The organism is Rhizobium sp. BK049, from assembly GCF_014193135.1.
Taxonomy (GTDB): Bacteria; Pseudomonadota; Alphaproteobacteria; order Rhizobiales; family Rhizobiaceae; genus Rhizobium.
The window spans coordinates 335,310-360,786 of sequence record NZ_JACHYV010000002.1 but is presented as its reverse complement, the minus strand read 5'-3'; the positions used below and the strand labels follow the sequence as shown (position 1 = coordinate 360,786).

General features: G+C 60.8%; 20 protein-coding genes. 18 read left to right on the top strand and 2 right to left on the bottom strand.

Translation table 11 applies throughout. The features are described from left to right. Positions 1–410 precede the first annotated feature (410 nt). From FHT70_RS03610 to FHT70_RS03530, 17 genes are all read left to right on the top strand, one after another. Positions 411–749: a hypothetical protein gene (locus FHT70_RS03610; RefSeq protein ID WP_085779272.1), complete on the top strand. Its 339-nt coding sequence runs from the start codon at positions 411–413 to the stop codon at positions 747–749. 140 nt (positions 750–889) lie between these two features. Beyond that, complete coding sequence (locus tag FHT70_RS03605; RefSeq protein ID WP_183698962.1) at positions 890–1,096, top strand: hypothetical protein; 207 nt, start codon at positions 890–892, stop codon at positions 1,094–1,096. 155 nt (positions 1,097–1,251) lie between these two features. After that, entirely contained in the window at positions 1,252–2,055 is an 804-nt protein-coding gene (locus FHT70_RS03600) for a pseudouridine synthase (RefSeq protein WP_183698960.1), read from the top strand. A gap of 14 nt (positions 2,056–2,069) precedes the next feature. Beyond that, positions 2,070–2,765, top strand: coding sequence for a phosphoribosyltransferase (locus FHT70_RS03595; protein ID WP_183698978.1), 696 nt, complete (start codon positions 2,070–2,072; stop codon positions 2,763–2,765). Between the two features lie 139 nt (positions 2,766–2,904). Next, a complete protein-coding gene (locus tag FHT70_RS03590) occupies positions 2,905–4,647 on the top strand; it encodes an SLC13 family permease (protein ID WP_183698958.1) in 1,743 nt (580 codons plus the stop codon). Positions 4,648–4,731: 84 nt separating this feature from the next. Then, positions 4,732–5,676, top strand: coding sequence for a phosphoribosylaminoimidazolesuccinocarboxamide synthase (locus FHT70_RS03585; RefSeq protein ID WP_183698956.1), 945 nt, complete (start codon positions 4,732–4,734; stop codon positions 5,674–5,676). A gap of 109 nt (positions 5,677–5,785) precedes the next feature. Then, positions 5,786–6,388: a TetR family transcriptional regulator gene (locus FHT70_RS03580; protein WP_085779277.1), complete on the top strand. Its 603-nt coding sequence runs from the start codon at positions 5,786–5,788 to the stop codon at positions 6,386–6,388. 155 nt (positions 6,389–6,543) lie between these two features. Next, positions 6,544–7,752 (top strand): efflux RND transporter periplasmic adaptor subunit, encoded by a 1,209-nt coding sequence (locus FHT70_RS03575; RefSeq protein ID WP_183698954.1) that lies wholly within the window; start codon positions 6,544–6,546, stop codon positions 7,750–7,752. 48 nt (positions 7,753–7,800) lie between these two features. Next, positions 7,801–10,911: an efflux RND transporter permease subunit gene (locus FHT70_RS03570; RefSeq protein ID WP_183698952.1), complete on the top strand. Its 3,111-nt coding sequence runs from the start codon at positions 7,801–7,803 to the stop codon at positions 10,909–10,911. A gap of 150 nt (positions 10,912–11,061) precedes the next feature. After that, entirely contained in the window at positions 11,062–12,498 is a 1,437-nt protein-coding gene (locus FHT70_RS03565; protein ID WP_085779280.1) for an efflux transporter outer membrane subunit, read from the top strand. Positions 12,499–12,664: 166 nt separating this feature from the next. Beyond that, positions 12,665–13,708: a LacI family DNA-binding transcriptional regulator gene (locus FHT70_RS03560; protein WP_183698976.1), complete on the top strand. Its 1,044-nt coding sequence runs from the start codon at positions 12,665–12,667 to the stop codon at positions 13,706–13,708. Position 13,709: 1 nt separating this feature from the next. Next, on the top strand, positions 13,710–14,732 hold the full coding sequence (locus tag FHT70_RS03555) for an ABC transporter substrate-binding protein (protein ID WP_183698950.1): 1,023 nt from the start codon (positions 13,710–13,712) through the stop codon (positions 14,730–14,732). 62 nt (positions 14,733–14,794) lie between these two features. Then, on the top strand, positions 14,795–15,622 hold the full coding sequence (locus FHT70_RS03550; RefSeq protein WP_183698947.1) for an ABC transporter permease: 828 nt from the start codon (positions 14,795–14,797) through the stop codon (positions 15,620–15,622). Further along, positions 15,619–16,398: an ABC transporter permease gene (locus FHT70_RS03545; protein WP_064811236.1), complete on the top strand. Its 780-nt coding sequence runs from the start codon at positions 15,619–15,621 to the stop codon at positions 16,396–16,398. Before FHT70_RS03550 ends, FHT70_RS03545 begins: the two co-directional genes overlap by 4 nt. Next, the gene (locus FHT70_RS03540; protein WP_183698945.1) at positions 16,391–17,416 is read left to right on the top strand and encodes an ABC transporter ATP-binding protein; all 1,026 of its coding nucleotides are present in this window, start codon (positions 16,391–16,393) and stop codon (positions 17,414–17,416) included. Before FHT70_RS03545 ends, FHT70_RS03540 begins: the two co-directional genes overlap by 8 nt. Before the next feature lie 4 nt (positions 17,417–17,420). Further along, complete coding sequence (locus FHT70_RS03535) at positions 17,421–18,341, top strand: nucleoside hydrolase (RefSeq protein WP_183698943.1); 921 nt, start codon at positions 17,421–17,423, stop codon at positions 18,339–18,341. Next, on the top strand, positions 18,338–20,125 hold the full coding sequence (locus FHT70_RS03530; protein WP_183698941.1) for an adenine deaminase C-terminal domain-containing protein: 1,788 nt from the start codon (positions 18,338–18,340) through the stop codon (positions 20,123–20,125). Before FHT70_RS03535 ends, FHT70_RS03530 begins: the two co-directional genes overlap by 4 nt. 110 nt (positions 20,126–20,235) lie before the next feature. Here the strand turns inward: FHT70_RS03530 and FHT70_RS03525 are convergent, their stop codons facing one another. Further along, positions 20,236–22,212, bottom strand: a complete 1,977-nt coding sequence (locus FHT70_RS03525) for a GGDEF domain-containing phosphodiesterase (RefSeq protein WP_183698939.1) — start codon at positions 22,210–22,212, stop codon at positions 20,236–20,238. 254 nt (positions 22,213–22,466) lie between these two features. Here FHT70_RS03525 and FHT70_RS03520 point away from each other — a divergent pair, with 254 nt between their 5' ends. Further along, on the top strand, positions 22,467–23,510 hold the full coding sequence (locus FHT70_RS03520) for a class I SAM-dependent methyltransferase (RefSeq protein WP_183698937.1): 1,044 nt from the start codon (positions 22,467–22,469) through the stop codon (positions 23,508–23,510). 393 nt (positions 23,511–23,903) lie between these two features. Here FHT70_RS03520 and FHT70_RS03515 read toward each other — a convergent pair whose 3' ends face one another. Further along, complete coding sequence (locus FHT70_RS03515) at positions 23,904–25,397, bottom strand: hypothetical protein (RefSeq protein WP_246721727.1); 1,494 nt, start codon at positions 25,395–25,397, stop codon at positions 23,904–23,906. Between the last annotated feature and the right edge of the window lie 80 nt (positions 25,398–25,477).

The window sequence follows — 25,477 nt, the reverse complement described above, 5'->3', positions numbered from 1 at the left end:
TTTCTTAAGAGCGAGAGACTTCGTCGCCAGCAGCGCCGCCGCCCTCGTTCAGTGAGTGGGCTTATAATCCCACCCCCTTTTCTAAGTCAACAGCCATTCCAAAAGTTTTTTGACATTTTTGTAACAGGCTGATTTTGCAGCTATTTTCTTTGCGTTCTTTATCCACAGGCGGCGTGTTCGCGACAAATTTCCGAAGATTTCTTTATCAGCTGGTCAAAAATCCCCGAATTGCCGCCCGCAACCGGCGAAAAATCGCGTGAAAACAGCGCTTTGAGCCAATTTATGGTTAATCGAGGATTAAATCGAGGCTGGAAGCCGAACTTAAATTTCCGTCATAAATCAGCAGCTGCAATTTCGGAACCTATCACCGTTTGAGGTGTTGTCTTTCCCATTGAAGGAAGGAGACCGACATGGCTGCCAACACCGATGACATCAGAGCATCTGTCAGCAAGGACATCGCTGCGCTCCAGCAGGAAGTCTCTCGTCTGCAGAAGATGATTTCCGCCCAGGGCGCCGAGGCCTATTACGAAGTGCGCGGTCGCGCCGGCAAGGCCTACGATGAAGCCCTGCCCCGCGCAAAAAACGCCGTCGCCCAAATCCGGGCCGAAGGGGCAGCCGCCGCCGGCGCCGCCCGCGAGCATGCGGCCGCAACGACCACCGCATTGGTGCTTGCCGGGGCGGTCGGTTTCCTCTTTGGCTACCTGCTATCCGGCAATTCACAGCCGCAGCCTCGCCATTGGTGGCACTGAGCGCTCAATCCGCCTCGAAGCCGGCTCTTTTACGCACCCGCCGACCCATTTTCGGCGGCGTGCGTAAACGCTTATGTCTCAGAAAAACCAATTTTTAATGCAAGGGATGGCAACATAAAAAACAAACGGGAGGACAACCAATGGACAATAAGAGGGCCAATTGCATCATTGAAGTCAGCGCCGACGGCGTTAACGGCCGTTACGCGGTCGGCATCATGAATATGCGTCAGGCGCTCGAGCTGCCGGAAATGCCAAGCCTGTCATATACCCATCCCGACCCAGCGAAGGCCGCTGCCGGCATAGTCGTCAGCCGCAAGGAACTGGCAGGCTTCATGGTCTGCCGCTGAGGCGGCGCGACCAACCGGTTTTCGCCCAGACGGCGCTTTATCCGAAGCGCTGACGTCCTTTTGCAACCCTATCATTCCTTAGTTTTCGTTGTCACGCTGGCATCGTTGGGCCGTTCGTGCCAAGAAGCGGCATCGAGGCTGGACAGGGATGGCAGATGAGGGACCGGCGCCCATCGCATAAGACACGCGAGCGGCTGAAGCCTGCCGCCGACACTGCAGGCAAGCGGGTCACCCTTCCGCGCGCCCTTTCCAAACTCGGCTATTGCTCCCGTACGCAGGCCGAACGGCTGATTGCCGAAAGCCGCGTCGCCATCGACGGCCGTACCGTCAGCGATGCCTCTGCATGGGTCGATCTGTCGACGGCGAGGATCAGTGTCGATGGACTTGTCATTGCCGCCGAGGCAAAAATCTATTTGATGCTCAACAAGCCACGCGGGCTCGTCACGACCCGCCATGATCCCGAGGGCAGGCCGACCGTCTATGATTGCCTCAAGAATTTCGACATCCCGCACCTCTCTCCTGTAGGTCGGCTCGACAAGGCGAGCGAAGGCCTGCTGCTTTTCACCAACGACACCGAGTTCTCCCAGACCTTGCTCGATCCGCTCACCCATGTGACCAAAACCTATCATGTCCAGATCGACCGCCTCATGGACGACGAGGAGATTGCCGCTATGACATCCGGCATCCGTCATGACGGCGAATTGCTGACGGCCACCGCCACACGACGCCTGCGCCAGGGCGACAGAAACTCATGGATCGAGGTCGAGCTCGATGAAGGCCGCAATCGTCAGATCCGTCGTATGCTGGAGGCGCTCGGGGCCGAATGTTTGCGCCTTGTGCGGGTCGCAATCGGCGGGCTCGAACTCGGCGAACTCCCAAAAGGCGCCGTGCGTGCGCTGACCGAAGGAGAATTGCAGGGGTTGCGCCGAACAGCCGGCATGGAAAGGGCGAGACGTTGACCGATCTGTCGGAGATGGCGCCGCATGACTTTTGGCAGGAGATTCACCCGCCCGGCACCTTTCCCCACGATCGGGAGTTCACGACTTTCTATGTCGCCACGCTGGACGACGGCCGCCAGCTTCGCCTGCCGATACGCGTGTTGGCAGATGGCGATCACGCCCTCGCTTCGCTGATTGTCAACCAGGCGAGCTTCGCCGTCCTCGACGCGCTGGCCGACGGTCTCGCCGAAAAGATCGGACCCATGGGCGTCGACGTCGTCGCCGGCCTGCCGACGCTCGGCTTGACGCTTGCAGCCGCCGTTGCGCAGAAGCTCGGTCACGGCCGCTATGTCCCGCTCGGCACCTCGCGCAAGTTCTGGTACCGCGACGAGCTCTCCGTTCCTCTGTCATCGATCACGACGCCGACACAGGACAAGCGCCTCTATATCGATCCGCGCATGTTGCCGCTGCTGACCGGGCGGCGCGTCGCCCTGATCGATGACGTCATTTCCAGCGGCGCATCGATCGTCTCGGGCCTTGATCTGCTGACGGCCTGCGGCATCGAACCCGTCGTCATAGGCGCGGCCATGCTGCAATCGGAGCGCTGGCGCGACAGCCTCGCAACAGCCGGGCCGCAGTGGGTCTCGCGCGTCCGCGGTGTCTTCGCCACGCCCGTGCTGGAGCGGAATGCCGAGGGCCGCTGGCAGGTTTCGGCCCGACCGAAGACGTGACATCGTTCAATTTTGCCGGCTGACGCCTCTGTACAGCAGATGAGGAACGACTACAGTCCGCCCAAGGCCTGTCACCCGGCAATCTGCAGCGGTTGCGGTACAGCGACATGCCTCCATCGATGAAACACCGGATCCGCCCATGTCGTTTGAGCAAGCATCCCTGCTGATCCTTCTGCTGGTGATGCTGGTTCTCTTCTCGCTCGAACGCATACGCATCGAGGTGACTGCGATTGCCGGCCTGCTCGCCGGCTATGCGCTCGGACTTTATCCAGTCGATCAGATCTACGCGGGCTTCGCCAGCCCCGTCGTTATCACCGTCGTCGAAATCCTGCTGATCGTCCAGGTGCTCGCACGCGCCAAGCTCTTCGACAACCTCGCTGCGCGTGTCGCAACCGCAAGACCGTCGAACTTCAAGGTCATATCAGGCGCTTCCTCGCTGGCAGGCTTTCTTTCCATCTTCATGAACAATATCGGCGCCTTTGCGATCACCCTGCCGGTGGCGCTGCGGCTCGGCGTGGCGCTCTCAATCCCCCGCCGTCAGCTCGTCATGCCCATCTCGTTTGCAGCCCTGCTCGGCGGCCTCGTTTCGCTGATCGGCACGCCGGCCAACCTGCTCGTCAGCGATGCGCTTGCCAAGACGTCCGGTGCGGGTTTTCATTTCTTCGATTTCAGCTATGTCGGGCTGCCAGTCGCGATCGTCGGCATCCTGCTCATCGCCGTTCGGATCCGATACTTGTTCCCGGAACCCGACACAGTGCCGGCAACGCTCGCCCAGGGCTCGCGTCGCGTGGTCGTCGAACGTCGCATTCCCAATGCTTCGCCGCTGATCGGCACGCGGCTTTCGGAGTGTCCGACCCGCTTCGGCATCAAACCGCACGCGCTGATCCGTGACGGCAATTTCGTGTTTGGCCCGCTCGACCAGTCGATGATCAGCGCGGGCGACGTGCTGCTTGCCGAAGGCGCCGATGACATCTTTGCCGGCCTTGCCGCCACACAGGCCTTGGTGGCAGATGCCCATCTGAATATTCGGCCGCCAAATTTCACCCGGGTCGAAACCGTCGTCATGCCCGAAAGCACGCTGGTGGGTTCGCGCGTCAGTTCACTCGAAGTCTTTCACCATAGGGGCATCGCAGTCACTGCTCTTTCCATGCGCACACCGCGCATCGAAGGCCGCTTTCTCGATCTGCAACTGTCGATCGGCGATATATTGACGCTGGAAGGGCCGCGTACGGCAATTGCCGAAGCGCTGGAGGAAAGCGAGTGCCTGCCGCTTGCTTCGACAGCTTCAGCTGAACCGGCCCTCCTCTCCTGGCGGCCTGTCGCATTGTTTGCCTGCGGCGTCGCCGCGTCGGCGGCGGGCCTGCATCCCGAGGTCGCTTTTGCGGGTGTCGTCCTCGTCCTCGCTTTGCTCAATCATCTCAATATCCGCCAGGCGATGGCCGACCTCAACTGGCCGATCATCATCATGCTCGCGGCGATGATTCCGATCGGCCAGGCAGTGGCCAGCACCGGAGCGGCCGAAGCGATTGCCGGCTGGCTGAGCCTCATCGTGCCGGTTAACCATGCGCTTTCCGGCATCGCCCTCATCCTCTTCCTCGCAATGGCGCTGACGCCCTTCGTCAACAACGCGACGGTCGCAATCGTGCTCGCCCCGATGGCACTCGAATTTGCGAGGATCGGGCGGCACCCACCCGACGCCTATCTGATCGCGGTCGCCGTCGGGGCCTCGCTCGATTTTCTGACGCCCTTCGGCCATCACAACAACACGCTGGCGATGGGCATCGGCGGTTACCGCTTCAGCGACTTCCTGCGGGCCGGCTGGCCGCTTGCCGTCGCAACTTACGGCCTCGCTCTGTTTCTTCTGGCTCTGTTCTGGCTGTGATGCGATACTTCCGCTCGGCTTGACTTCGCCGGTAATGAAACTAGAGCAGGAAGCCATCAGCCAATACAAGGACAGTCGAGCGCCGTGCGAATCCTCTCCGAAGCCCATTTCCCGGAACTGCCGAACTACTATCGCGGCAAGGTGCGCGAGAATTACGACCTTCCCGACGGACGCCGCATCATCATCAGCACAGATCGGCTGAGCGCTTTCGACCGCATTCTCACCTGTATTCCGTATAAGGGTCAGGTGCTGACGCAGACGGCGCGTTACTGGTTCGAGGCGACGAGGGACATTTGCCCGAACCACGTGCTCGACTATCCCGATCCAAATGTGGTCATCGGCAGGCGGCTCGACATCCTGCCGGTTGAAATCGTCGTGCGCGGTTATCTCGCCGGCACCACCGGCACCTCGATCCTGACCCTCTATAAGAAGGGTGAGCGGGAAATGTACGGCATGCGTCTGCCGGACGGCATGCGCGACAATCAGATCCTGCCGGAACCCGTCATCACGCCGACGAGCAAGGAATTCGACGGAGGCCATGACGAGCCGCTGACGCCTGCGGAGATCGTCACGCGAGGCCTTCTGACCAGCCAGCAGTGGGAAACCTTGTCGAAATATGCACTCGCGCTCTTTGCCCGCGGCCAGGAAATGGCCGCGAAGCAAGGCCTGATCCTCGTCGATACCAAATATGAATTTGGCACCGATGGCGACGGCAATATTATCCTCGCCGACGAGATCCACACGCCGGACAGCAGCCGCTACTGGCTTGCCGAAACCTATCCGGCAAGTTTTGCCGCTGGCAAGCGCCCGGATAGTTTCGACAAGGATTTCGTCCGTGCGTGGGTGGCGGAGCGCTGCGACCCTTATAAGGACGAGATTCCAGAAATCCCCACCGGACTGATCGAGCAGACCTCGGCCGTCTATATCAGAGCCTACGAGGCGATAACCGGCGAGCGCTTTGTTCCTGACAATAGCGGCGAGACGCCGCTTGCCCGTGTCCGCAGCAACCTCGCCCCCTGTTTCCCTTGAAAAGGCGACGTACGAAAGCCGCCGGGCCTTGCATCGGCTTGGCAGTTTTCGCTGAATAGCGCTAGCATCGGCAAAAAAGGAGTACCGGGCGCGGCCCGGCGGGGGACGGATGGCAAGAAGGCCGAGACGCAAGGCCGAGGAAACGCGACAGGACATCCTCTCGATGGCGGAGATGCTGTTTCGCGAACGTGGCTTCGCCGCAGTGTCGATCGCCGATATATCAGCTGCGCTGCGCATGTCGCCCGCCAATGTCTTCAAGCATTTCCGTTCCAAGGTGGCGCTGGTCGATGCCATCGCCGGGCGCCATCTCGACAATGCCGCCGAGCGTTTTGTCCCCCTCGACCAGAACATGCCCGCAAAAGAGCAACTGCTCCGCTTCGTCCTGCGCCTGCTGGAGGGTCATCTGCAGGATATCCAGAAGAACCCTTACATCTTCGAAATGGTGCTCTCGACCATCGAAGCCAAACTCGAAGCCGGCAATCGCTATCGCGCCCGTATCGAGGAGAAACTCGGCGAGATCATCCGCAAAGGCATGGTGGAAGGACGTTATCACTGCCGCGACCCTCAGCGTGCCGCACAGACCGTCGCCGATGTGCTGGCCTGCGTGTTGCACCCTGTCCTCATCGTTCGCGACGACACTGAGACACTGGTGCATCGTGCCGAGGAAATCGTCGGCTTTGTCGATGCCGCACTGCAAAATAGCGCTTGCTAAGTGACGGTTGCTGAATTACGTCACTTCGTAAAGATTTTGTTAGACCCGGGATTATGGCATTTGAGGCCAAGTTCATCTTGACGCTTAAATAAGCCTGCCTCGGCTCGGCCGAGCCCGTGGATCGACGGCGATTGCCACCGCATGAAGGAATTAGAATGATTCGGCGTGCCGTTCTCATCTCCTCGGCCCTGATGGCCGGCGCATTGCTTGGCGCCTGCAGCGACAACGCCGGCAAGCCCGCGGGCGATGCCGGCGCGGCCGCGCAGCAGGCAACCCCCGTCGGGGTGATCGCCCTGGCGAAGGCGAGTTTCCCAATCACGACAATTCTTCCTGGCCGCGCCGAAGCCTTCCAGACGGCCGATATCCGGCCGCAGGTGAGCGGCATCATCCGCGAAATCGCCTTTAAGGAAGGCGGAGAGATCAAGAAGGGCGACCTTCTTTATCAGATCGAGGATGCGCCCTATATCGCCGCCGTCGAGCAGGCCAAGGCGGCCATCTCCAAAGCCGAGGCGAGCGTGCCGAGCGCTGAAAGCAATCTCGAACGCTACCAGCGCCTCGTCGGCAGCGGCGCCACCCAGATCGAATATGAAACGGCCAGAACGACGCTTCTCCAGGCGAAGGCGGAGGTCGAGTCGGCAAAGGCTGCCCTTTCCGCGGCACAGATCGACCTCGACCATACGAAGATCGTCGCACCCTTCGACGGCGTCATCGACCAGACCGCCTACAATATCGGCAATGTCGTCTCGGCCAACCAGACGACGGCGCTGACGACGATCCGGCAGCTCAATCCGATCTACATCTCGCTCACCGAGTCGAGCACCAATCTGCTGAGGCTGCGCGATGCGATGGCCGCCGGCGATATCAAGGGCGCGGAGAATGTCGCCTTCCACCTGATCCTCGAAGACGGCAAGGAATATAATCAGCAGGGCAAGCTCGACATGTCGAAGCAGGTGGTCAGCGAGACCACAGGCACCTTCATCATTCGTGTGCTTTTCCCCAATCCCGATCGTATCGTGCTGCCCGGCATGTATGTCCGCGCCACGGTCGAGCTCGGCGCCGAAACCGGTTATGCGCTGCCGCAGCTGGCAACGAGCCGCGACGCCAACGGCCGGCTGACGGCGCAATTCGTTTCCGCCGACGGCAAGGTCGAAACCCGCGCCTTTGAGAACAGCTCGCCCTCCAACAATTCCTGGCTGGTGACCGAAGGCATAAAAGACGGCGATCAGCTGATCGTCACCGGCCTCCAGTCGGTCACGGCAGGCATGCCGGTGAAGCCGGTGCCGATGAAGATCAACGACAATGGCGTGGTCGTGGCTGCCGAGCAGCCCGCGGCCGGTGACGCTGAGAAGCCCGCAGCGAAGTAATCGCTCCGAGCCCGCATCGTCACCGTCTCAGCCGCACAGGAACAATCGATGGCCAAGTTTTTCATCCGACGTCCGATTTTCGCCTGGGTCATTGCGATCACCATCATGCTCGCCGGCCTTCTGGCGATCTTCACCCTGTCGATTTCGCAATATCCCGACATCGCCCCGACGACGGTTCGCATCAACGCCACTTATCGCGGCGCCAGCGCCGAGACCGTCGAAAAATCGGTAACGACGATCATTGAAGACGGCATGACCGGCCTCGACGATCTCACCTATATGACTTCGACTTCGTCGACCGGATCGGCCAGCATCCAGCTCACTTTCGGAACCAGTATCGATCCCGACATTGCCCAAGTGCAGGTGCAGAACAAGCTGCAGCTGGTTCAGTCGCAGCTTCCGGGCGATGTTATCGATGCCGGCATCAGCGTGACGCGCTCGACCTCGAGCATCCTCCTCGTCGGCTCACTCGTTTCAACTGACGGCAAGCGCAATTCGGTCGATCTCGGCAACATCATGTCGACCTCCATCGAGGATCAGATCCAGCGCCTGGAAGGCGTCGGCAGCATCAACGTCTTCGGTTCCGGATACGCCATGCGCATCTGGCTCGATCCCTTCAAGCTAGTGAAATATCAGCTGACGCCGAGCGACGTCACGGCGGCGATCCAGGCGCAGAACACTCAGGTTTCCGTCGGTTCGCTCGGCGCCCAGCCGACGATGTCAGGTCAGCAGCTCAACGTCACCATCACTGCGCAAAGCCAGCTCACCACCGTCGCCGACTTCGAGCACATCATCCTGAAGGTCGAAAAGGACGGCGCGACCGTGCGCCTAAGCGATGTCTCGCGCATCGAGATCGGTCAGGAGAGCTACGGCGGCAGTTCGCGTTACAACGGCCTGCCTTCGAGCGGTTTTGCCGTCAACCTCGCGATCGGCGCCAACGCCATCGATACGGCCGCACGCGTTCGATCCGCACTCGATGTCATCGGCCGCACTCTGCCGGAAGGCGTGAAGATTACCTATCCCTACGACACGACGCCCTTCGTGGAACTGTCGATCGAGAAGGTCGTGCATACGCTGATCGAGGCAATCGTGCTCGTCTTCGTGGTGCTGCTCGTCTTCCTGCAGAATCTTCGGGCAACGCTGATCCCGACTATCGCCGTTCCCGTGGTATTGCTGGGCACCTTCGGGGTGCTGGCGGCCACCGGCTATTCGATCAATACTTTGACGATGTTCGCCATGGTTTTGGCCATCGGCCTTTTGGTCGACGATGCGATCGTCGTCGTCGAAAACGTCGAACGCATCATGTCCGAAGAGAAGCTTTCGCCGCTCGAAGCGACGGAGAAATCGATGGGCGAGATCACCGGCGCCATCGTCGGCATTGCGCTCGTGCTGACCGCCGTCTTCATTCCGATGGCCTTCTTCGGCGGCTCGACCGGCATCATCTATCGCCAGTTTTCCATCACCATCGTCTCGGCCATGCTGCTGTCGGCGCTCGTCGCCATCGTGCTGACACCGGCGCTCTGCGCCACGATGCTGAAGCCGGTCAGCGAACACTGGAAACACCGCGTCGGCGATTGGTTCAACCACAACTTCACGCGCTCGACCAACGGCTATGTCAGGACTATCGGCTATCTCTTGAAGCGCCCGATCCGCGTCATGCTGGTCTTCCTTCTCGTCGGCGCCGGCTGCGCCTACCTCTTCACCCGGCTGCCGAGTTCCTTCCTGCCGCAGGAAGATCAGGGCGTGCTGCTGACTATCGTCACCACGCCGCCGGGCTCGACGACGCAGCAGACTCAGGCCGTCGTCGAGAAGGTGGAAAACTATTATCGCGAGAATGAGAAGGATGCTGTCGAATCCGTCTTCGGCGCACTCGGCTTTGGCTTCAACGGCTCCGGCCAAAACAGCGCCATCGTTTTCACCAAGCTCAAGGATTTTTCGCTGCGCACTGATCCAAATCTGAGCGCCCAGTCGGTTGTCAACCGGGCGCTGCGCAGCTTCTTTGCGATGCGCGAGGCACAGGTCTTCGCGCTCCTGCCGCCGGCGATTCAGGGCCTCGGCGTGTCGAGCGGCTTTTCCATGTATCTTGTCGATACCGGCGGCCACGGCAACGACGCCCTGACGGCTGCTTCCAAGCGGCTGATCCAGATGGGCAACAGCTCGGGTAGGATCGTGGCGCTGCGCAGCAGCAACAAGGAAGTCGAGCCGCAAATGCGCATCGTGCTCGATCAGGAAAAGATCGGCGCCATGGGCGTCGACATCGCCTCGGTCAATTCGATGCTGTCGATCATCTTCACCGGCCGCGATGTCAACGACTTCACGCTGAACGGCGAGATCAAGCCGGTCTATGTCCAGGGCGACGCGCCGTTTCGCATGCAGCCGGACGATCTTAATCACTGGTATGCCCGCAACACGGCCGGCGAGATGGTGCCCTTCTCCGCCTTTACCAAAACCGAATGGGTGAAGGGCGCACCTTCGCTTGCCCGCTTCAACGCCGTCAGCGCGATTCCGCTCGATGGTGCCGCCGCGCCCGGCGTGTCCTCCGGCGATGCCATGAACGAAATGGAAGAGCTGACCGAGCAACTCGGCGGCGGTTACACGGTGGCCTGGCAGGGCATTTCCTATCAGGAGCGCCTTTCCGGCTCACAGGCGCCGATGCTCTATGCGATCTCGGTACTCGTCGTCTTCCTCTGCCTGGCAGCACTTTACGAAAGCTGGTCGATCCCTTTCTCGGTGATCATGGCAGTGCCGGTCGGCGTTCTCGGCGCCCTGGCGGCGGCAACACTCTTCGGCCAGGCCAACGACGTTTATTTCAAGGTCGGCTTGCTCACCACGATCGGCCTGGCGGCGAAGAACGCGATCCTGATCGTCGAATTCGCCAAGGATCGCATGGAAAGCGGCATGGGCCTTTTCGAGGCGACACTGGAGGCGGCGCGGCTGCGCCTGCGGCCGATCATTATGACATCGCTTGCCTTTATCCTCGGCGTCGTGCCTCTGGCGATCGCTACGGGCGCGGGCTCTGCGGCCCAGAACGCCATTGGCCTCGGCGTTCTCGGCGGCATGCTGTCGGCAACGATGCTCGGAATTTTCTTCGTGCCGTCCTTCCACGTCGTCATTCGACGCATCTTTGCCACACGCGACAAAAATGCGGCAGGAGTGTGATATAAATGCACTGTGATAATGCTGTTCCGATTGCTACATTGCGCCCGACTGCTTCGGTGTGTGTGTTTGTGGTAGGACGAGGCGCGGCTGCGATAGTGAAGCATGAAGCTTCGGACAAGAATTGACTTGCTCGAGTACAGGATGAAATGAATGGTATCTCTTCGTTTTGCCACACCGGCATTATTGTTATTACTGTCGGGCTGCGTTGTTGGCCCGGATCATGCTCCTCCTGAAATGCCGCTGCCCGCCAAATTCGGAGAAGGCGGCACGAAAAGTGTAGGTGACGTTGCTACCGCAGCCTGGTGGACGGCCTTCAACGATCCCAAATTGAATGGTTATGTCCAGGCCGGGCTCGAGCAGAATCTAACGGTCCAGCAGGCAATCGAACGCATCAATGCGGCCTCTGCAAACGTCACCACCGCCGGCGCAGGCGCCCTGCCGAACCTGAATGTCGGCGCTTCGCACACGGTCAGCGGTCAGAAGGGCGAGCTGCGCTCGCAGTTCGACACACGCAACACCAGTGCCGGCGAAGTCCAGCTGACCTGGCTGCTCGATCTCTTCGGCCTCTACAAGCGCAGCACCGAAAGTGCGCTCGCTTCGCTCGATTCCGCATACGCATCCGCCGACGTCGCCAAGCTGACTCTCGTGCAGGATCTTGTCTCCAGCTACATCGATGTTCGCTACTATCAGCAGCGCCTGGCGCTTTCGAGAGCCAACCTGAAGTCCCGTCAGGAAACCTACGAGCTGACCAAGTTCCAGCTTGAAGCCGGCGCCGCCTCGCGTCTCGACGTCGTTCAGGCCGAAGGCCTCGTACAGTCGACGCTCGCCGAAATTCCCGGCCTCGAAACCAACATCCGTATATCTGCCCATCACATCGCCACGCTGCTTGGCCTGCCGGCCTCGGCCCTCGTCGACGAGCTGCTGAAGGGTCGCGGTCAGCCGGTCTTCCGTGGCGGCATCAATTCGGGCATCCCGGCGGACCTGATCCGCAACCGTCCCGACATTCGCGTCGCCGAGCGTGATCTCGCCGCCGCAACGGCCAATATCGGTGTTGCCGAGGCGCAGCTCTATCCGAGCATTTCGCTCAGCGGCTCGATCTCGCCGTCCTACATCAACCAGCGCGGCATCCATGGAGACCTGACCCCCTGGTCCTTCGGCCCGACCCTCAACCTGCCGATCTTCGATGGTGGCCGTCTGCGCGCCAACGTCAAGTCGGCGCAGTCCACTGCCGCGACCGCCTACCTCAACTGGAAGTCGACGGTGCTGACCGCGGTCGAACAGGTCGAGAACGCACTCGCCGCTGTCCGCCGTGACGCCCGCACGGTCGCAGCCCTACAGGCTCAGGTAAAGACCACGCAGGAAACGCTCGAACTGTCGACCGCGTCCTACAAGGACGGCGCCTCCTCGCTGCTCGACGTTCTCGATGCACAGCGCCAGGTCTCGCTTGCCCAGGCAAGCCTTGCCCAGGCCGTCCAGCAGATGGCCAAGGACTACGTCTCGCTGAACATTGCGGTCGGCGGCGGTTACGCGCCCGGCGGCAAGACCACAGCAGCGGTGACGCCTGTGCCGGCAAAGGCCAAGAGCTGATCGGCATTTCGCCTTTCTGGAAATGCGAAACCCCGCGATCACCTCGCGGGGTTTTTTCGTGCCCGACAATATCCCGGAATAATCGGGCACCAGACGAATTTGGATTGGACAAGCGGAGACGGCTGCTATAGCAGTGATTAAACGATTAATCAGAATGCATCAGATCATGGCTGCATCGCGCTCCGGACCGAACCTCAGCAGGATAGCGACCTCGCTCGGCGTCTCTATTGCCACGGTCTCCAATGCGCTTTCCGGCAAAGGCCGGGTCTCCGGCCAACTGGTCGAACGGATCCGCGAACATGCCGCCGAACTGGGTTATGTCCCGAGCCAGGCCGGCCGCGCGCTCAGAACCGGCCGCAGCGGCGTTCTCGGCCTGGTGTTGCCGGACATCGCCAATCCTCTGTTCCCGAAGATCGCACAGGCGATCGAATTTGCCGCCTCCACCGCTGGTTACGGTGTTCTAATCGCCGACTCCCGCGGCGATGCTGCCACTCAGACGGAGGCGATCAATCGTCTCGTCGAACGCGGCGTCGACGGCATGGTCATTATTCCCCGCCGCGCCACCCGCATTTTGTCCGCCGCCTGCCCAGTCGCTCTCATCGATACCCCCTCGACGCCAGGCAACACCGTTTCCGCCGACCATTGGCAGGGCGGCCGCGAAATCGCTCTCCATCTCGCGGCCCTCGGCCACCAACGCATCCTCATCATCGGCAACAACCAGGAGTCCAGCGTTCAGAACGATCGCGCCGATGGAATTCGCGCCGGAATGCACGCGGGCATGCATGCCGAAACGCTGTGGATCGGGAAGGTAGAGCAGGATGGCGGCAGCGGCTGTCCGCTCGGCCTCGCCGAAAAGGTGCGGGAGGGTTTTACCGCTTTCGCGGCTCTCTCCGATCTGCAGGCATTACGCGCGCTGACCGAGCTGCAGCAAGCCGGCATCAGCGTTCCCGGCGATGTCAGCGTCACCGGCTTCGACGACCTCATCTGGTCGCCTGTTGTCACACCGTCGCTGACGACGGTCAGAATGGACATGGATAGAATTGCGGGGATTGCCGTGTCGGCGCTGGCCGACACCATCAGAAAAAGCCGCACCCGGGAAGGCGTTCTCGTTATCGCGGAAATCGAACGCGTGGCAATGCAGCTGATTGTCCGCCAATCATCCGGACCTGCGAGCCCGGCACCAAGAACCTCAGAGATGGAGAACATGTAAGATGAAAAAAGCTCTCATGGCGTCGGCGGCACTCGCCGCACTTTGGCCGTTTGCCGCCTCCGCAGCTGAACGGACGCTGACCATTTCCGTCTATGCCTTCGCGCAGGACGATTTCAAGACGCTGGTCTATGATCCGTTCGAAGCCCAATGCGGCTGCAAGCTGGTGGTCGAGACCGGCAACAGCGTCGAGCGGCTGGCAAAAATGGAGGCGAACAAGGCCAACCCCGTGGTTGATCTCGCCGCCGTTTCGATGGCCGATGCGCTTGCCGCATCACGCACCGGACTGATCGACAAGATCGATACCGCGAAGCTTGCCAATTTCGCCAAGCTCTACGACGTCGCCAAGGACCCGAACGGCGACGGCATGAGCGTTGGCTACACTTTCTATGCCACGTCGATCGCTTATCGTTCCGACAAGATGAAGATCGAGTCCTGGGCCGATCTCCTGAAGCCGGAATACGTTGGCCATGTCGCCTTCCCGAACGTCACCACCAATCAGGGCCCGCCGGCGCTCTACATGCTGGGCCTGGCGCTCGGCAAGGATACGCCCGATCTGCAAGGCCCGATCGCAGCGCTGGGCGACAAGAAGGACGACATCGTCACCTTCTACGAAAAATCCTCGCAGCTCGTGCAACTGATGCAGCAGGAGGAAATCTGGGCAGCCCCCATCGGCCGTTTCTCCTGGGCCGGCTTCACCAAGCTCGACCTCCCCATTGCCTGGGCAACGCCGAAAGAGGGACAGACCGGCGGCATGAATGTTCTCGTGCTGACCAAAGGTTCGAAAAACCAGGATCTCGCCATGCAGTTCATGGATTTCTGGCTCTCGACCGAGACCCAAACCGAGCTCGCCGAAAAGCTGATCGACAGCCCAGCGAATAGCGAGGTCAAGCTTTCGGACGCTGCCGCTGGCAACCTCACCTATGGCGAGGAAACGGCCAAGAGCCTCAAACTGATCCCTTCTGCCATCGCCCTCGACAACCGCGCCGGCTGGCTGAAGACCTGGAACGAGAAGGTCGGCCAGTAGAGCCCGCATGAACCCGCCCCGGCCGCTCGCCGGGGCCATCTCCTCTCCTGGAAAGGCGCCTCATGTTCCAGAACCGCGCGGAAGCCCTGGCGCTTGCCCTGCCGGCAGCCGTCTTTGCGACGGTGGTATTCCTGCTGCCCGTCGCAATCCTGCTGTCGGAGGGTTTTCGCGCCGGCGATGCCTGGACGATATCGGCCTACACAGGCTTCTTTTCCGAGACGCTGAACCGGACCGTTTTCCTGCGCTCCTTCCGGCTCGCCCTCGAGGTCACCGCTGTCTCGGCCGTCATCGGCTACGCCGCAGCCTTTGCAATCGTCAACCTGCCGGCGAACGGCAAAGGCCGCATGATCGGCTTGGTCACCCTGCCGCTGATGATCTCGCCAGTGGCGCGCACCTATGCCTGGATCGTCATTCTCGGCCGCACCGGCATCGTCAACCAGGCGATCACGGGCCTCGGTTTCAGCGCCGAACCGCTGCGCCTGCTCTTCACCGAGACCGCCGTCTTCATCGGCCTCCTGCAGCTCTTCCTGCCGCTGATGATCCTGTCGTTGATCAGTGCGCTGGAAAACATGCCGAGGGATGCGATCCCGGCCGCCCGCGTGCTCGGCGCCAACTGGTTCCAGGTCTTTTGGAAGGTCGTCCTGCCGCTCACGCGCGAGGGCCTCGTCATCGGCGGCACGCTTGTCTTCACCGGCTCGCTCACCGCCTACATCACCCCCGCCATCCTCGGCGGTTCCAAGGTGCTGATGCTCGAAACACTGATGTATCAGCAGGTGTCGGTCGCCAATGATTTCGTCTCGGCAAGCGTCATCGCCTTCATTCTGATCGTCATGAGCTTTGCCGCCAACATCCTGCTGAAACGCCTTGCGACGGCGAGGAGACGCAGATGAGCATCCGTCTCTTTTCGCCTGTCGTCCTCTTCCTGCTGCTTGTTTTCCTGATCGGCCCGTTTCTGATCATCATCGCCGCCTCGCTCTCGGCTGGTGACACGCTGGCTTTCCCGCCGCAGGGCCTCTCACTACGCTGGGTGATGAAGGTCTTCACTATTGAAAGCTTTCGCGACAGCTTCGCCATGTCGATGTTCCTTGCCGTTTTCGGAACACTGGCAGCCCTCATCCTCGGCATCCCCGCCGCCTATGCCCTGTCGCGTTACCCGCTGCCCGCAGCAGAGACCGTCCGCACCATCGTCTCGCTGCCGATCATCGTCCCCGGCATCATCGTCGGCCTGGCATTGCTGCGTTATCTCGTCGTGCCCTTCGGCTTCAACATCACGCTTGCGCTCTTCTTTGCCCATGCGGCCCTCGTACTGCCCTATGCCGTGCGCGTCGTGTCGGCGAGCCTCGATAATCTGCGCTCGGATATCGAGGAGGCGGCCGTCCTGCTCGGCTCCTCCAGGCTCGGTGCCTTTTTCCGCGTGGTCATGCCGAATATCCGCGGCGGCATCCTGGCCGCCTTCATCCTCGGCTTCGTCACCAGTTTCAATCAGGTGCCGGTCTCGCTCTTCCTTTCCGGCCCGGGTGTCCGAACCCTGCCGATCGATATGCTGGGCTATATGGAAACCACCTACGATCCTTCCATCGCGGCGCTCTCCGCCCTTCTCGCTTTCCTCTCGATCGGCATCGTCTTCCTCGCCGAACGCTTCCTGGGATTCTCGCGTTATGTTTGATGCCTATCTCCAACTCGACAAGCTGACGCTTCGCTATGGTGACACGGTCGCCGTGAGGGATCTCGACCTTGCGATCGCCAAGGGCGAGCTCGTCGCCCTTCTCGGCCCCTCCGGCTGTGGCAAAACGACAACTATGCGCGCCATTGCCGGCCTGCTGAAGCCCGCATCCGGTCGCATCGGCCTCGACGGCGCCGATATAACCGGCGTCTCCGCCAACAAGCGCGCCGTCGGCCTCGTCTTCCAGTCATACGCGCTGTTCCCGCATCTGACGGTCTACGAGAACGTCGCCTTCGGCCTGCGCCTCAAAGGCGTTTCGGGCGCGGATCTCGATGCCCGCGTCGGCGCCGGCCTGAAATCCGTCGGCCTCACCACTTTCGCCGGCCGCAAGCCCGCCGAACTCTCCGGCGGCCAGCAGCAGCGTGTCGCACTGGCGCGATCCATGGTGATGGAGCCGAAGGTCCTGCTGCTCGACGAGCCGCTCTCCAATCTCGACGCCCGGCTTCGCCTCGAAATGCGCGCTGAATTGCAGCGCGTGCAGAAGGAGACCGGCGTCACCATGATCTTCGTCACTCACGACCAGGTCGAGGCCTTGGCGCTCGCCGACCGCATCGTCGTCATGCTGAACGGCAGCATCGAACAGATCGGCACGCCGGAGGAGATCTATAACAATCCCGCCTCCGCCTTCGTCGCCGATTTCGTCGGCTTCGAAAATGTCTTCGCTCTGAAAGACGGAAAGCTTGTGACGCCGCACGGCCCCGCAGCACTCTCCGATCCGCCGCCCCAAGCTGCGGCCGGCCTGGCTTGGCGCCCGCGTACGGTGACCCTCGGCTCCGGTCCGTTCCAAGGCAAAGTGCACGGCACGTCTTTCGCCGGCAACACACGCGAATACCTCCTCCATACGCCGCTTGGGCCTATCAAGGCTGAAATCGACGCGAGCCTGCCGCCGCACGAGATCGGCAGTGCGCTCGCCTTCGATCTGCCGGTCGCCGGCGCGGCCAACCTCAAGCGCTTCGGGTGACATCATGGGTGTGTGGATCGATACCGACATGGGCTTCGACGACATCGCCGCCATTCTGGTGGTGGCGCAGTCGAAATATCAGATCGACGGCGTCTCGCTGGTCTTCGGCAACACGCCGCTGCCGCAGGTGAGGATAAATGCAGCCGGCGCCGCCGGCGCCTTCGACTGGACGTTCCCCGTCCATACCGGGCGTGCTGCACCCGTTCTCGGCAAACTCGAAACCGCCCAGGCGATCCTCGGCGAAACCGGCATTCCGACATCCGGCAAGAGCCTACCGAAAGCCGCCGCCCTGGCCGAGAGCGACGCCTTCTCCGCGCTCTGCCGCTGGCTCGAGGGCAACGGACCACACCGCATCCTGGCTCTCGGTCCCCTGACCAATATCGCCGCCGTGGCGCTCGCACGCCCCGATCTTGCCGCATGTATCACCGAACTCGTCTGGATGGGCGGCGGCGTCACATCCGGCAACCATACGGCCTCCTCCGAGTTCAACGCGCTCGCCGATCCCGAGGCGCTGGCGATCGTTATCGCCCATGGCCTGCCGCTGCGCATGGTCGATCTCGACCTCTGCCGCAAAGTGCTGGCAAGGCCCGAGGATGTCGAGCCGGTACTCAGTGCCGGCGGCGCAAATGCCGAACTGATCGGCGACATGTTCGCCGGCTATATAAGCATCGGCACCAGCCGCGGCCGTCCCGGCATGGCGATTTACGATCCCTCCGCCGCCGTGGCCTTCGTCGCCCCCGATATCGTCAGCTTCCGCCCCGCGCGCATCGACGTCGAACTGCAGGGCGCCCTCACCCGTGGCCGCACCGTCGTCGAGACCCGCGCCACGCATGCGACCTTCAACGCCCAATTCGCCGCCGATATCGACGTTGAGAAGGCGCGTACCATCATTCTCGCCGCCCTGATCAATGAGGCCCGCAGATGAACGCCATTGCTCGTCAGGAACCTTTCGATCTCAACGATCCAGCCTTGCGCGCCCGCGCCGTTGCCGCCGCCCGCGGCGACGCCCCGTTCGATATGCTCATCACCGGCGGCCGCCTGCTCGATACGGTGACGGGCCTGATCCGGGAGGCTGATGTCGGCCTCGTCGGCGCGCTCATCGCCAGCGTCCATGCCCGGGCGAGCCGAATCGACGCGGTCGAAATCATCGATGCGACTGACGGCATCCTGACGCCGGGCCTGATCGATACGCACATGCACGTCGAAAGCTCGATGGTGACACCCGCCGAATATGCAAGCGCCGTGCTGCCGCGCGGTGTCACCTCGGTCGTGTGGGATCCGCATGAATTCGGCAACGTCCACGGCCTCGACGGCGTGCGCTGGGCGATCGAGGCGGCACGTGCTCTGCCGCTGCGCATGATCCTGCTCGCCCCCTCCTGCGTGCCGTCTGCGCCGGGCCTGGAACTCGCCGGCGCCGATTTCGATGCCGCCGTCGTCACCGAGATGCTGCGTTCTCCTGCTGTCGGCGGCGTTGCAGAAGTCATGAACATGCGCGGCGTCATCAACGGCGATCCGCGCATGAGCGCCATCGTCAACTCAGGCCTTGCTTCCGGCAAGCTCGTCTGTGGCCATGCCCGCGGCCTCACCGGCGCGGACCTCAACGCCTTCATGGCAGCGGGCGTCACGTCGGACCACGAACTCACCTCCGGCACCGATCTTAGCGCCAAACTTTCCGCCGGTCTGACGATCGAACTCCGTGGCTCTCACGATCATCTCTTGCAGGAATTCGTCGAGGTGCTGAACGGCCTCGGCCATCTGCCGCCAACCATTACGCTCTGCACCGACGACGTCTTTCCCGATGAACTCTACCAAAGCGGCGGCCTCGATGATGTCGCCCGCCGCCTGGTGCGCTATGGCATGAAACCGGAATGGGCACTGCGCGCCGCGACCTTCAACGCCGCTGAGCGGCTGAAGCGTTCCGATCTCGGCCTTGTCGCCTCCGGCCGCCGCGCCGACCTCGTTCTCTTCGAGGATCTCACGGAATTCCGAGCACGCCTCGTCATATCAGATGGCCGCGTCGTCGCCCGCAACGGCAGCATGGAGGCGACCGTTCAGCCGCTCGATACGGCGCCGCTGATCAAGTCCGTGAAGCTGCCGCTGCTGACCGACGACGATTTCCGCATCCCCGCGAAAGGCGAGCGCGTCCGCGTCGCCACCATCGACCGCCCACGCTTCACTCAATGGGGAGAGGCGGAAACGTATATCCGGGACGGCTTCGTCGTGCCACCTGTCGGCAGCGCCATGATCGCCGTCGCCCATCGCCACGGAAGGGCCGGTGGCACCCCGCGCAACGGTTTCCTCAGCGGCTGGGGCGAATGGCGCGGCGCCTTCTGCACCACCGTCTCGCATGATAGCCACAACCTCACCGTCTTCGGCGGCAATGCAGCCGACATGGCGCTCGCCGCCAACGCTGTCATAACAGCCGGGGGCGGCATGGCGGTCGCCAAGGACGGCCAAATCGAAGCGATCCTGCCGCTGCCGCTCTCCGGCCTCGTCACCGACGCCTCACTGAAGGACACCGCCTCAGCCTTTGCCGACATCCGTAAGGCCATGGGCAAGATCGTCGATTGGAAGCCACCTTACCGCGTCTTCAAGGCCTGCTTCGGCGCGACACTCGCCTGCAATGCCGGCCCGCATCAGACGGACCGGGGGGTTGCGGATGTGGTGACGGGGAAAGTGCTGGAAGGTCCGGTGCTGGAGATTTTCTAGGCAGGGACGCACGGATCAAAAGCGAGCGGGAGTGCTGTGCAATCCGCCTACGGGCGCCTGCCGCCGTGACCAACATAACTTATTGCCCATTCCGGAATGGACGTTTGGAATCAATGAGTCCTGACCAGGCCGAAAGGCAGCACATTATCAGATTCAAGCTGAGCTGCCGGCGCGGGCCGTCCAATGTAATATCCTTGGATCTGGTTGATTCCGTACTGCTGCATCAGCCGCTGATGTTCGATGGTCTCAACGCCTTCAATGAGTATCCTCACGCCGCGATTGCGCAGCAGGCTGATGATGTCAAGCAACATCCTCTTGCCTTTTTCCGTATTGCAATCATGGAGGAAGGATCGATCGATCTTGACGGTGTCGAATTCGATCAGGCGCAGCCACGAGAGCCCGGCGAAGCCTGTGCCGAAGTCGTCCAGCCAGACTTGAGCGCCCAACCTTCTCAGGTCGCTGATGCAACGAACCACGGTCTGGTCGATTTCCAGCTCAACGCCTTCGGTAATTTCGAAAGCAAGCCGAGCGCCCGTCACCCCGAATTCTGCGAGCGTCGCTGCGACATAGCTGGCGAAACCTGGCATCTTGAGCTCAATCGGCGAAACGTTGACGCTGGCAACTTGCACCAAGCCGGTCGCCAACAGGTCTCGGCAAACGGTGCGAATTGCCCACCGGCCGAGTTCAACGATCGAACCTGTCCTTTCCGCAACAGGAATAAACATAGCAGGTGACACCTGCGTCCCGTCCAACATCCTCAAACGCATCAAAGCTTCAACGCCGTCCGTCTTGCCTGTCTGAATGTTGCGGATCGGCTGATAGACGAGTGAGACAAGGCCGTGTTCAATCGCGATTTTCAAGGTCGCGGCTATATCCTCGCTGTCATCGCTCCCCTGCGGGTCTTCGGGATCGAAGACCACGAGGGTGTTGCGACCCGATGCCTTGGCGGCATAAAGCGCGCGATCAGCTTCATGGATGACCTTGTCGACCTGTTTGGTCTCATCCCGCGTATAGGACACGCCGATACTCACGGTGATGACCGTGGTCCCGTCTCGCCTATGCTCATGTGGCCAAGCCAACGCTCGGACGGCAGCACAAATCGCTTCTGCGAGTTCCGTCGCTCTTTCCGAATTCAGCGTTGGTGTGATGAGGATGAATTCCTCACCCCCGTATCGTCCGATGATGGAGTCCCAGGACGAGGCCACACTTTGGAGAAGCTGCGAGACAGCGACAAGGCATCGGTCGCCTTCTTGATGGCCATAGCAGTCGTTGTAATGTTTGAAATAATCGACATCGATGAGCAGCACGGCAAAGGGCGCCCTATGGTCCTGCCATCGTTGCCAATAATCACGCAGCCGTTGGTCGATCGCCCGGCGATTTTCCAGGCCGGTCAGCGAGTCGGTGTTGGAGAGGTGCAAAAGCGCCTTGCCCCTTTCCTCGGCGGCGGCCTGCTGCAAACTCGCTTCAAGAGCATTCAGGAAAACTTTATAGCGCTCTCTGTTGAGCTGAAGGTTCACGTAAGAGGTAAAAATGAAGCAGGATATGCAGAACGCACCCAGGATCAGCTTATGAAGAAGCAGCATCGGCGCGAATAAACAGAGGGCGCCGATGAAGATGAGCATGTTCGTTACGGAGGCCGCAAGAGCTAGCGGAAACCGGAAACTGAAGAACAAGTTGACGCTCATCATGAAGATCGAGCCAAAAACCATGTAATATGAGAAGGCGTCTCTGACCGTGGTCATCTGTGCCGTCAGAAGCCAGACTAAATAAGCCGCTAGCACGGACGTCGCCGCCGCCATATCGACCGTATCGGCCTTTGCTTTGCGGTAGAGCAAGAGCTCCAGCATGCATATCGCACCGACGCCAACCGCCAATCGGCCGGCGATCGTGTACCGGACGACATCGCCAATAAAAAGGTAGTCAGTGAAAGAGTATGCAAGGTAAGCAGCCACCGCTATCCAGAGGCCGTTGCGCGTAGCGGTCTTTCGGCCGCTCTCGCTCTTCTGCTTGTACAGGCGACGCAACTGTTCTGACGATAGCGTCGGCCCTATGGTGGCGACTGCGGTCTCGGCTAACACGTGCATCATGCCCCTGCCACCCAAAATAATGCAGCATTGCCCTACGCAGACTGCCAGCTAACGCTGGATAGCCCCCCGCAGACTCCACATCAACCGATAACGCTGCACCGAGCTTCCGGCGGGCAGAGTATCTGTCGGGTTCACTAATATTTTCTAAAATTAAGACGTGCACTTCGACTGCGCCCCAACCTTGACGCTTGACCTTCATGAGAATGATGAAGATTTTACTCAATGTTTAAATCATTATCCCCAATGAGGTTTCCGTGGCTCAGCCCCTCTTTTCTCTTGATGGCCAAAGCTTGATTACACCGCAGTCAGTCAGCAAAAAGTTCCCCTCACCTCACCACCATAATGAAACGGACCTCCTGCGGACGGCAGAGGCCGAGTTTGCGATTCTCATCAACATTGCAATGCAGCGGTTCAGCGCCGGGAAAGACCTGCCTGGTGCAGTCAGGTGGTTGATCGGCCAGCTTCATGACGTCCGCCAAAAATTCGGTACTGCTGTATGGCAAAAGCTCATTCCATTCATTCAGGCCCATCCCTCGGCAAAGATTCTGCAGCAGTGCCCGTTCACTCGTTGGTCCTTTGAAAAACCTCGCGGCTATTCCGGTGACGCCAGTCTTATAGACTTTATTTATGGGCATCCGGCGGTCGCCGAAGAAGTTGCCAGATCCACGCTTCTCGGCCTGGATATCTTTGAATACACGATCAATGCGCCCGGCCCGGTAGCGGTCAGGGAACGTCGCGACATTCTGACCCGCTACGTTGATGACACCGCTGCGCGAAGGGGATCGGACACCGAGGTTCTGGCAATCGCCGCGGGTCACCTTCGCGAAGCGGAGGCATCAAAGGCGCTTGCAGAAGGCCGCCTTAAGCGCTGGGTTGCTCTTGATCAGGATCCGCAAAGTATTGGTTCGATCGCGAGCCAATTCCATGGGACTTCTGTCGAGCCTATCGACGGATCGGTGCGCGGTTTGCTCGCGCGCAAACATCAGCTTGGCACCTTCGATCTGATCTACGCAGCAGGGCTGTACGATTACCTTGCCGATAAAGTAGCAATCCGGCTCACGCAGATTTGCATGGAAATGCTGAAACCGGGCGGCGTCTTTCTATTTGCCAACTTCTCCGATGAGATGGCGGATGACGGATACATGGAATCCTACATGAACTGGGAGCTCCTCCAGCGTTCCGAGGCCGACATGTGGCGTATTGCCAATAGTAGTGCGGCGGAAAACACGGTTGAGAAGACAGTCTGGTTCGGTGCCAACCGTAACATCATTTACAGCACCATCAGGAAGCTGTCGTAAGTCGGGACGGCCGCCCGGCCGCGCTGCTGCAGACCGGCCGGGACATCCGCATCAAGGGAGAGTTAGCAAGCGTCAAAGACAGACGGAGCAATCGGATTGCGATGACGCAGCAGGGCCACTCCGCGACATGCTGATGACGAGGCCGCGACGAGCACACAGAACTGGAGCATACGGCGCCAAAATCCACTAATTTCGGCATTCCTGTTCCTGGCGGTCGTCGCAGTGAGTGGCTTCGTGCTGTTGGCATCCCGCTGGCTTCGCCGCTCGGATGAATCCACTACACGCTTTTCCTGCTACCCGTTTGGCAGCGCAGGGTCGATTTGCGCCTGCGCGCTCGAACTGATGCTCATCGGCCTTGATCGCCGCGGAGGTGAAAAAACAGGCTGCGCCCGCTCAGGAAGCCTTTCTGCGGTAAATGCGCCAATCGGCCGTCTCCCGCACCAGCGCATAGTGGCGGGCGATATAGTGGGCATAAAGATCGCGCAGCCCGTTGCCCGTCCAGATCTCGATCGGCCATTTCGGATCGAGGATAAGATCGACGTCGGCGAACATCTCTTCCGCGGCCGGATGATCATACGGCCCAAGAGTTCGCCCCCAATGATACCAGACGCTGTCGCCCGCGGGCGGCGTCAGCCCCAGGCCGGCGGAGAAGGGATTGACGAAATCGAGAACCACGACGCGCTCGTCACCAGACATGAGTTGCGACAGGATGGCCGAGGCGTCCACCAGTGTCCTGTTGTATTCCTCGAAATATTCGTATTGGCCGGAGCTCCACATCTCAACGAGCCTGATCTCGGAAAACGCCGGCAGCGGGATCGCTTTGCCTCGGCCGCCGGCAGCGTAATAGGCGTGAATTGCGAATGATGCAGCGTTGCCGACGGCGGCGGGCAATAACAGGAATCCCACGAGTAGCGGCAGCGCGAACCGCGCTTTCCCGAATCGGGAGAGCAGCTTGGCGCGAAAGAGGCTTTCCGTGATGATGGCGGCGCTTGCACCCAGAGTCAGAATACCGACGGTCTGGAAGTTCTGCCCAATCAAGAGGAGTCCGGTCGTGCCGCAGAAGGCAACGAAGAGCAGATGCCGATAGCTCGGCGTCAGGCTGAGCACGATGAGCACGACTGTCAGATAGACAAGAAGGTCGGCGAGATTGTTCCGTACCAAATGACCGAGGGCGGTCAACGTCAGAACGCCGCCACTGTTCTTTGCTGAAAGACCAAGGTCAGCAAGGTAGTTGAACCCGCCGCGCCAGACGACTTCAATCCCGATGACGCTGAAGGCGATCATCCCCAGCGCCAACCTCACCCAACCGATCTGGCGACGATCGAAAAGCATGAACAATAGGAAGCCAAGCCCTACGATCCCATAGGTGATTTTGGTGTAGAGCATCAGCAACACAAGGAAACTGGCGCATGCCGCATCGACTGCTTTGCTACTCCCGGCGGCCGGCAATCGAGGCAGATACATCACCAGCAAAAAGCCGAGCGACGCCCATCCAATCCGGTTGTAGAACATGGCAAAAGTTAGCTCCCCTATCCGCTCGCCCGGATTCGCGGGAGCCGCAACTATCAGGAGCAGGAAGAGCGTAAGCGGAAGTCCGAACGCCTTATGCATCCGGCCGCTCACGATTTCCGCGGCAATGGCAGTAAGCAGGAGGACCACTATCGCCATTCCAGACGGCATCGCGCCGCCCAGATTGACCGACAAGCCATAGCCGGCAGCGGGAATATAAAATGTCAGCGGCCCAAGCGACGAATGGAAATCCACATTCGGCACCTGGCCACGCACGATGCGATGAGCACCATCCAGGAAAACGAAGAGGTCGTTGACGTACTTGGTCGTCGCCGTTCGGCCAGGCAAAGCGAGAAGGGCGGCGAGAACGAAACCCATGCCGACGATGACAACCCACGACCGGCTCAACCGTGACGCCAGGGGCGATGCGGCGTCTGCCGTTTCCACCGACCTTTCCG

What these genes read in the sequence shown, in the direction of transcription:
- FHT70_RS03610 (WP_085779272.1), top strand. Translation starts at nt 411, where the DNA reads ATGGCTGCCAACACCGATGACATCAGAGCATCTGTCAGCAAGGACATC.
- FHT70_RS03605 (WP_183698962.1), top strand. Translation starts at nt 890, where the DNA reads ATGGACAATAAGAGGGCCAATTGCATCATTGAAGTCAGCGCCGACGGC.
- FHT70_RS03600 (WP_183698960.1), top strand. Translation starts at nt 1,252, where the DNA reads ATGAGGGACCGGCGCCCATCGCATAAGACACGCGAGCGGCTGAAGCCT.
- FHT70_RS03595 (WP_183698978.1), top strand. Translation starts at nt 2,070, where the DNA reads ATGGCGCCGCATGACTTTTGGCAGGAGATTCACCCGCCCGGCACCTTT.
- FHT70_RS03590 (WP_183698958.1), top strand. Translation starts at nt 2,905, where the DNA reads ATGTCGTTTGAGCAAGCATCCCTGCTGATCCTTCTGCTGGTGATGCTG.
- FHT70_RS03580 (WP_085779277.1), top strand. Translation starts at nt 5,786, where the DNA reads ATGGCAAGAAGGCCGAGACGCAAGGCCGAGGAAACGCGACAGGACATC.
- FHT70_RS03575 (WP_183698954.1), top strand. Translation starts at nt 6,544, where the DNA reads ATGATTCGGCGTGCCGTTCTCATCTCCTCGGCCCTGATGGCCGGCGCA.
- FHT70_RS03570 (WP_183698952.1), top strand. Translation starts at nt 7,801, where the DNA reads ATGGCCAAGTTTTTCATCCGACGTCCGATTTTCGCCTGGGTCATTGCG.
- FHT70_RS03565 (WP_085779280.1), top strand. Translation starts at nt 11,062, where the DNA reads ATGGTATCTCTTCGTTTTGCCACACCGGCATTATTGTTATTACTGTCG.
- FHT70_RS03560 (WP_183698976.1), top strand. Translation starts at nt 12,665, where the DNA reads ATGGCTGCATCGCGCTCCGGACCGAACCTCAGCAGGATAGCGACCTCG.
- FHT70_RS03555 (WP_183698950.1), top strand. Translation starts at nt 13,710, where the DNA reads ATGAAAAAAGCTCTCATGGCGTCGGCGGCACTCGCCGCACTTTGGCCG.
- FHT70_RS03550 (WP_183698947.1), top strand. Translation starts at nt 14,795, where the DNA reads ATGTTCCAGAACCGCGCGGAAGCCCTGGCGCTTGCCCTGCCGGCAGCC.
- FHT70_RS03545 (WP_064811236.1), top strand. Translation starts at nt 15,619, where the DNA reads ATGAGCATCCGTCTCTTTTCGCCTGTCGTCCTCTTCCTGCTGCTTGTT.
- FHT70_RS03540 (WP_183698945.1), top strand. Translation starts at nt 16,391, where the DNA reads ATGTTTGATGCCTATCTCCAACTCGACAAGCTGACGCTTCGCTATGGT.
- FHT70_RS03535 (WP_183698943.1), top strand. Translation starts at nt 17,421, where the DNA reads ATGGGTGTGTGGATCGATACCGACATGGGCTTCGACGACATCGCCGCC.
- FHT70_RS03530 (WP_183698941.1), top strand. Translation starts at nt 18,338, where the DNA reads ATGAACGCCATTGCTCGTCAGGAACCTTTCGATCTCAACGATCCAGCC.
- FHT70_RS03525 (WP_183698939.1), bottom strand. Translation starts at nt 22,212, where the DNA reads ATGATGCACGTGTTAGCCGAGACCGCAGTCGCCACCATAGGGCCGACG.
- FHT70_RS03515 (WP_246721727.1), bottom strand. Translation starts at nt 25,397, where the DNA reads ATGGGTTTCGTTCTCGCCGCCCTTCTCGCTTTGCCTGGCCGAACGGCG.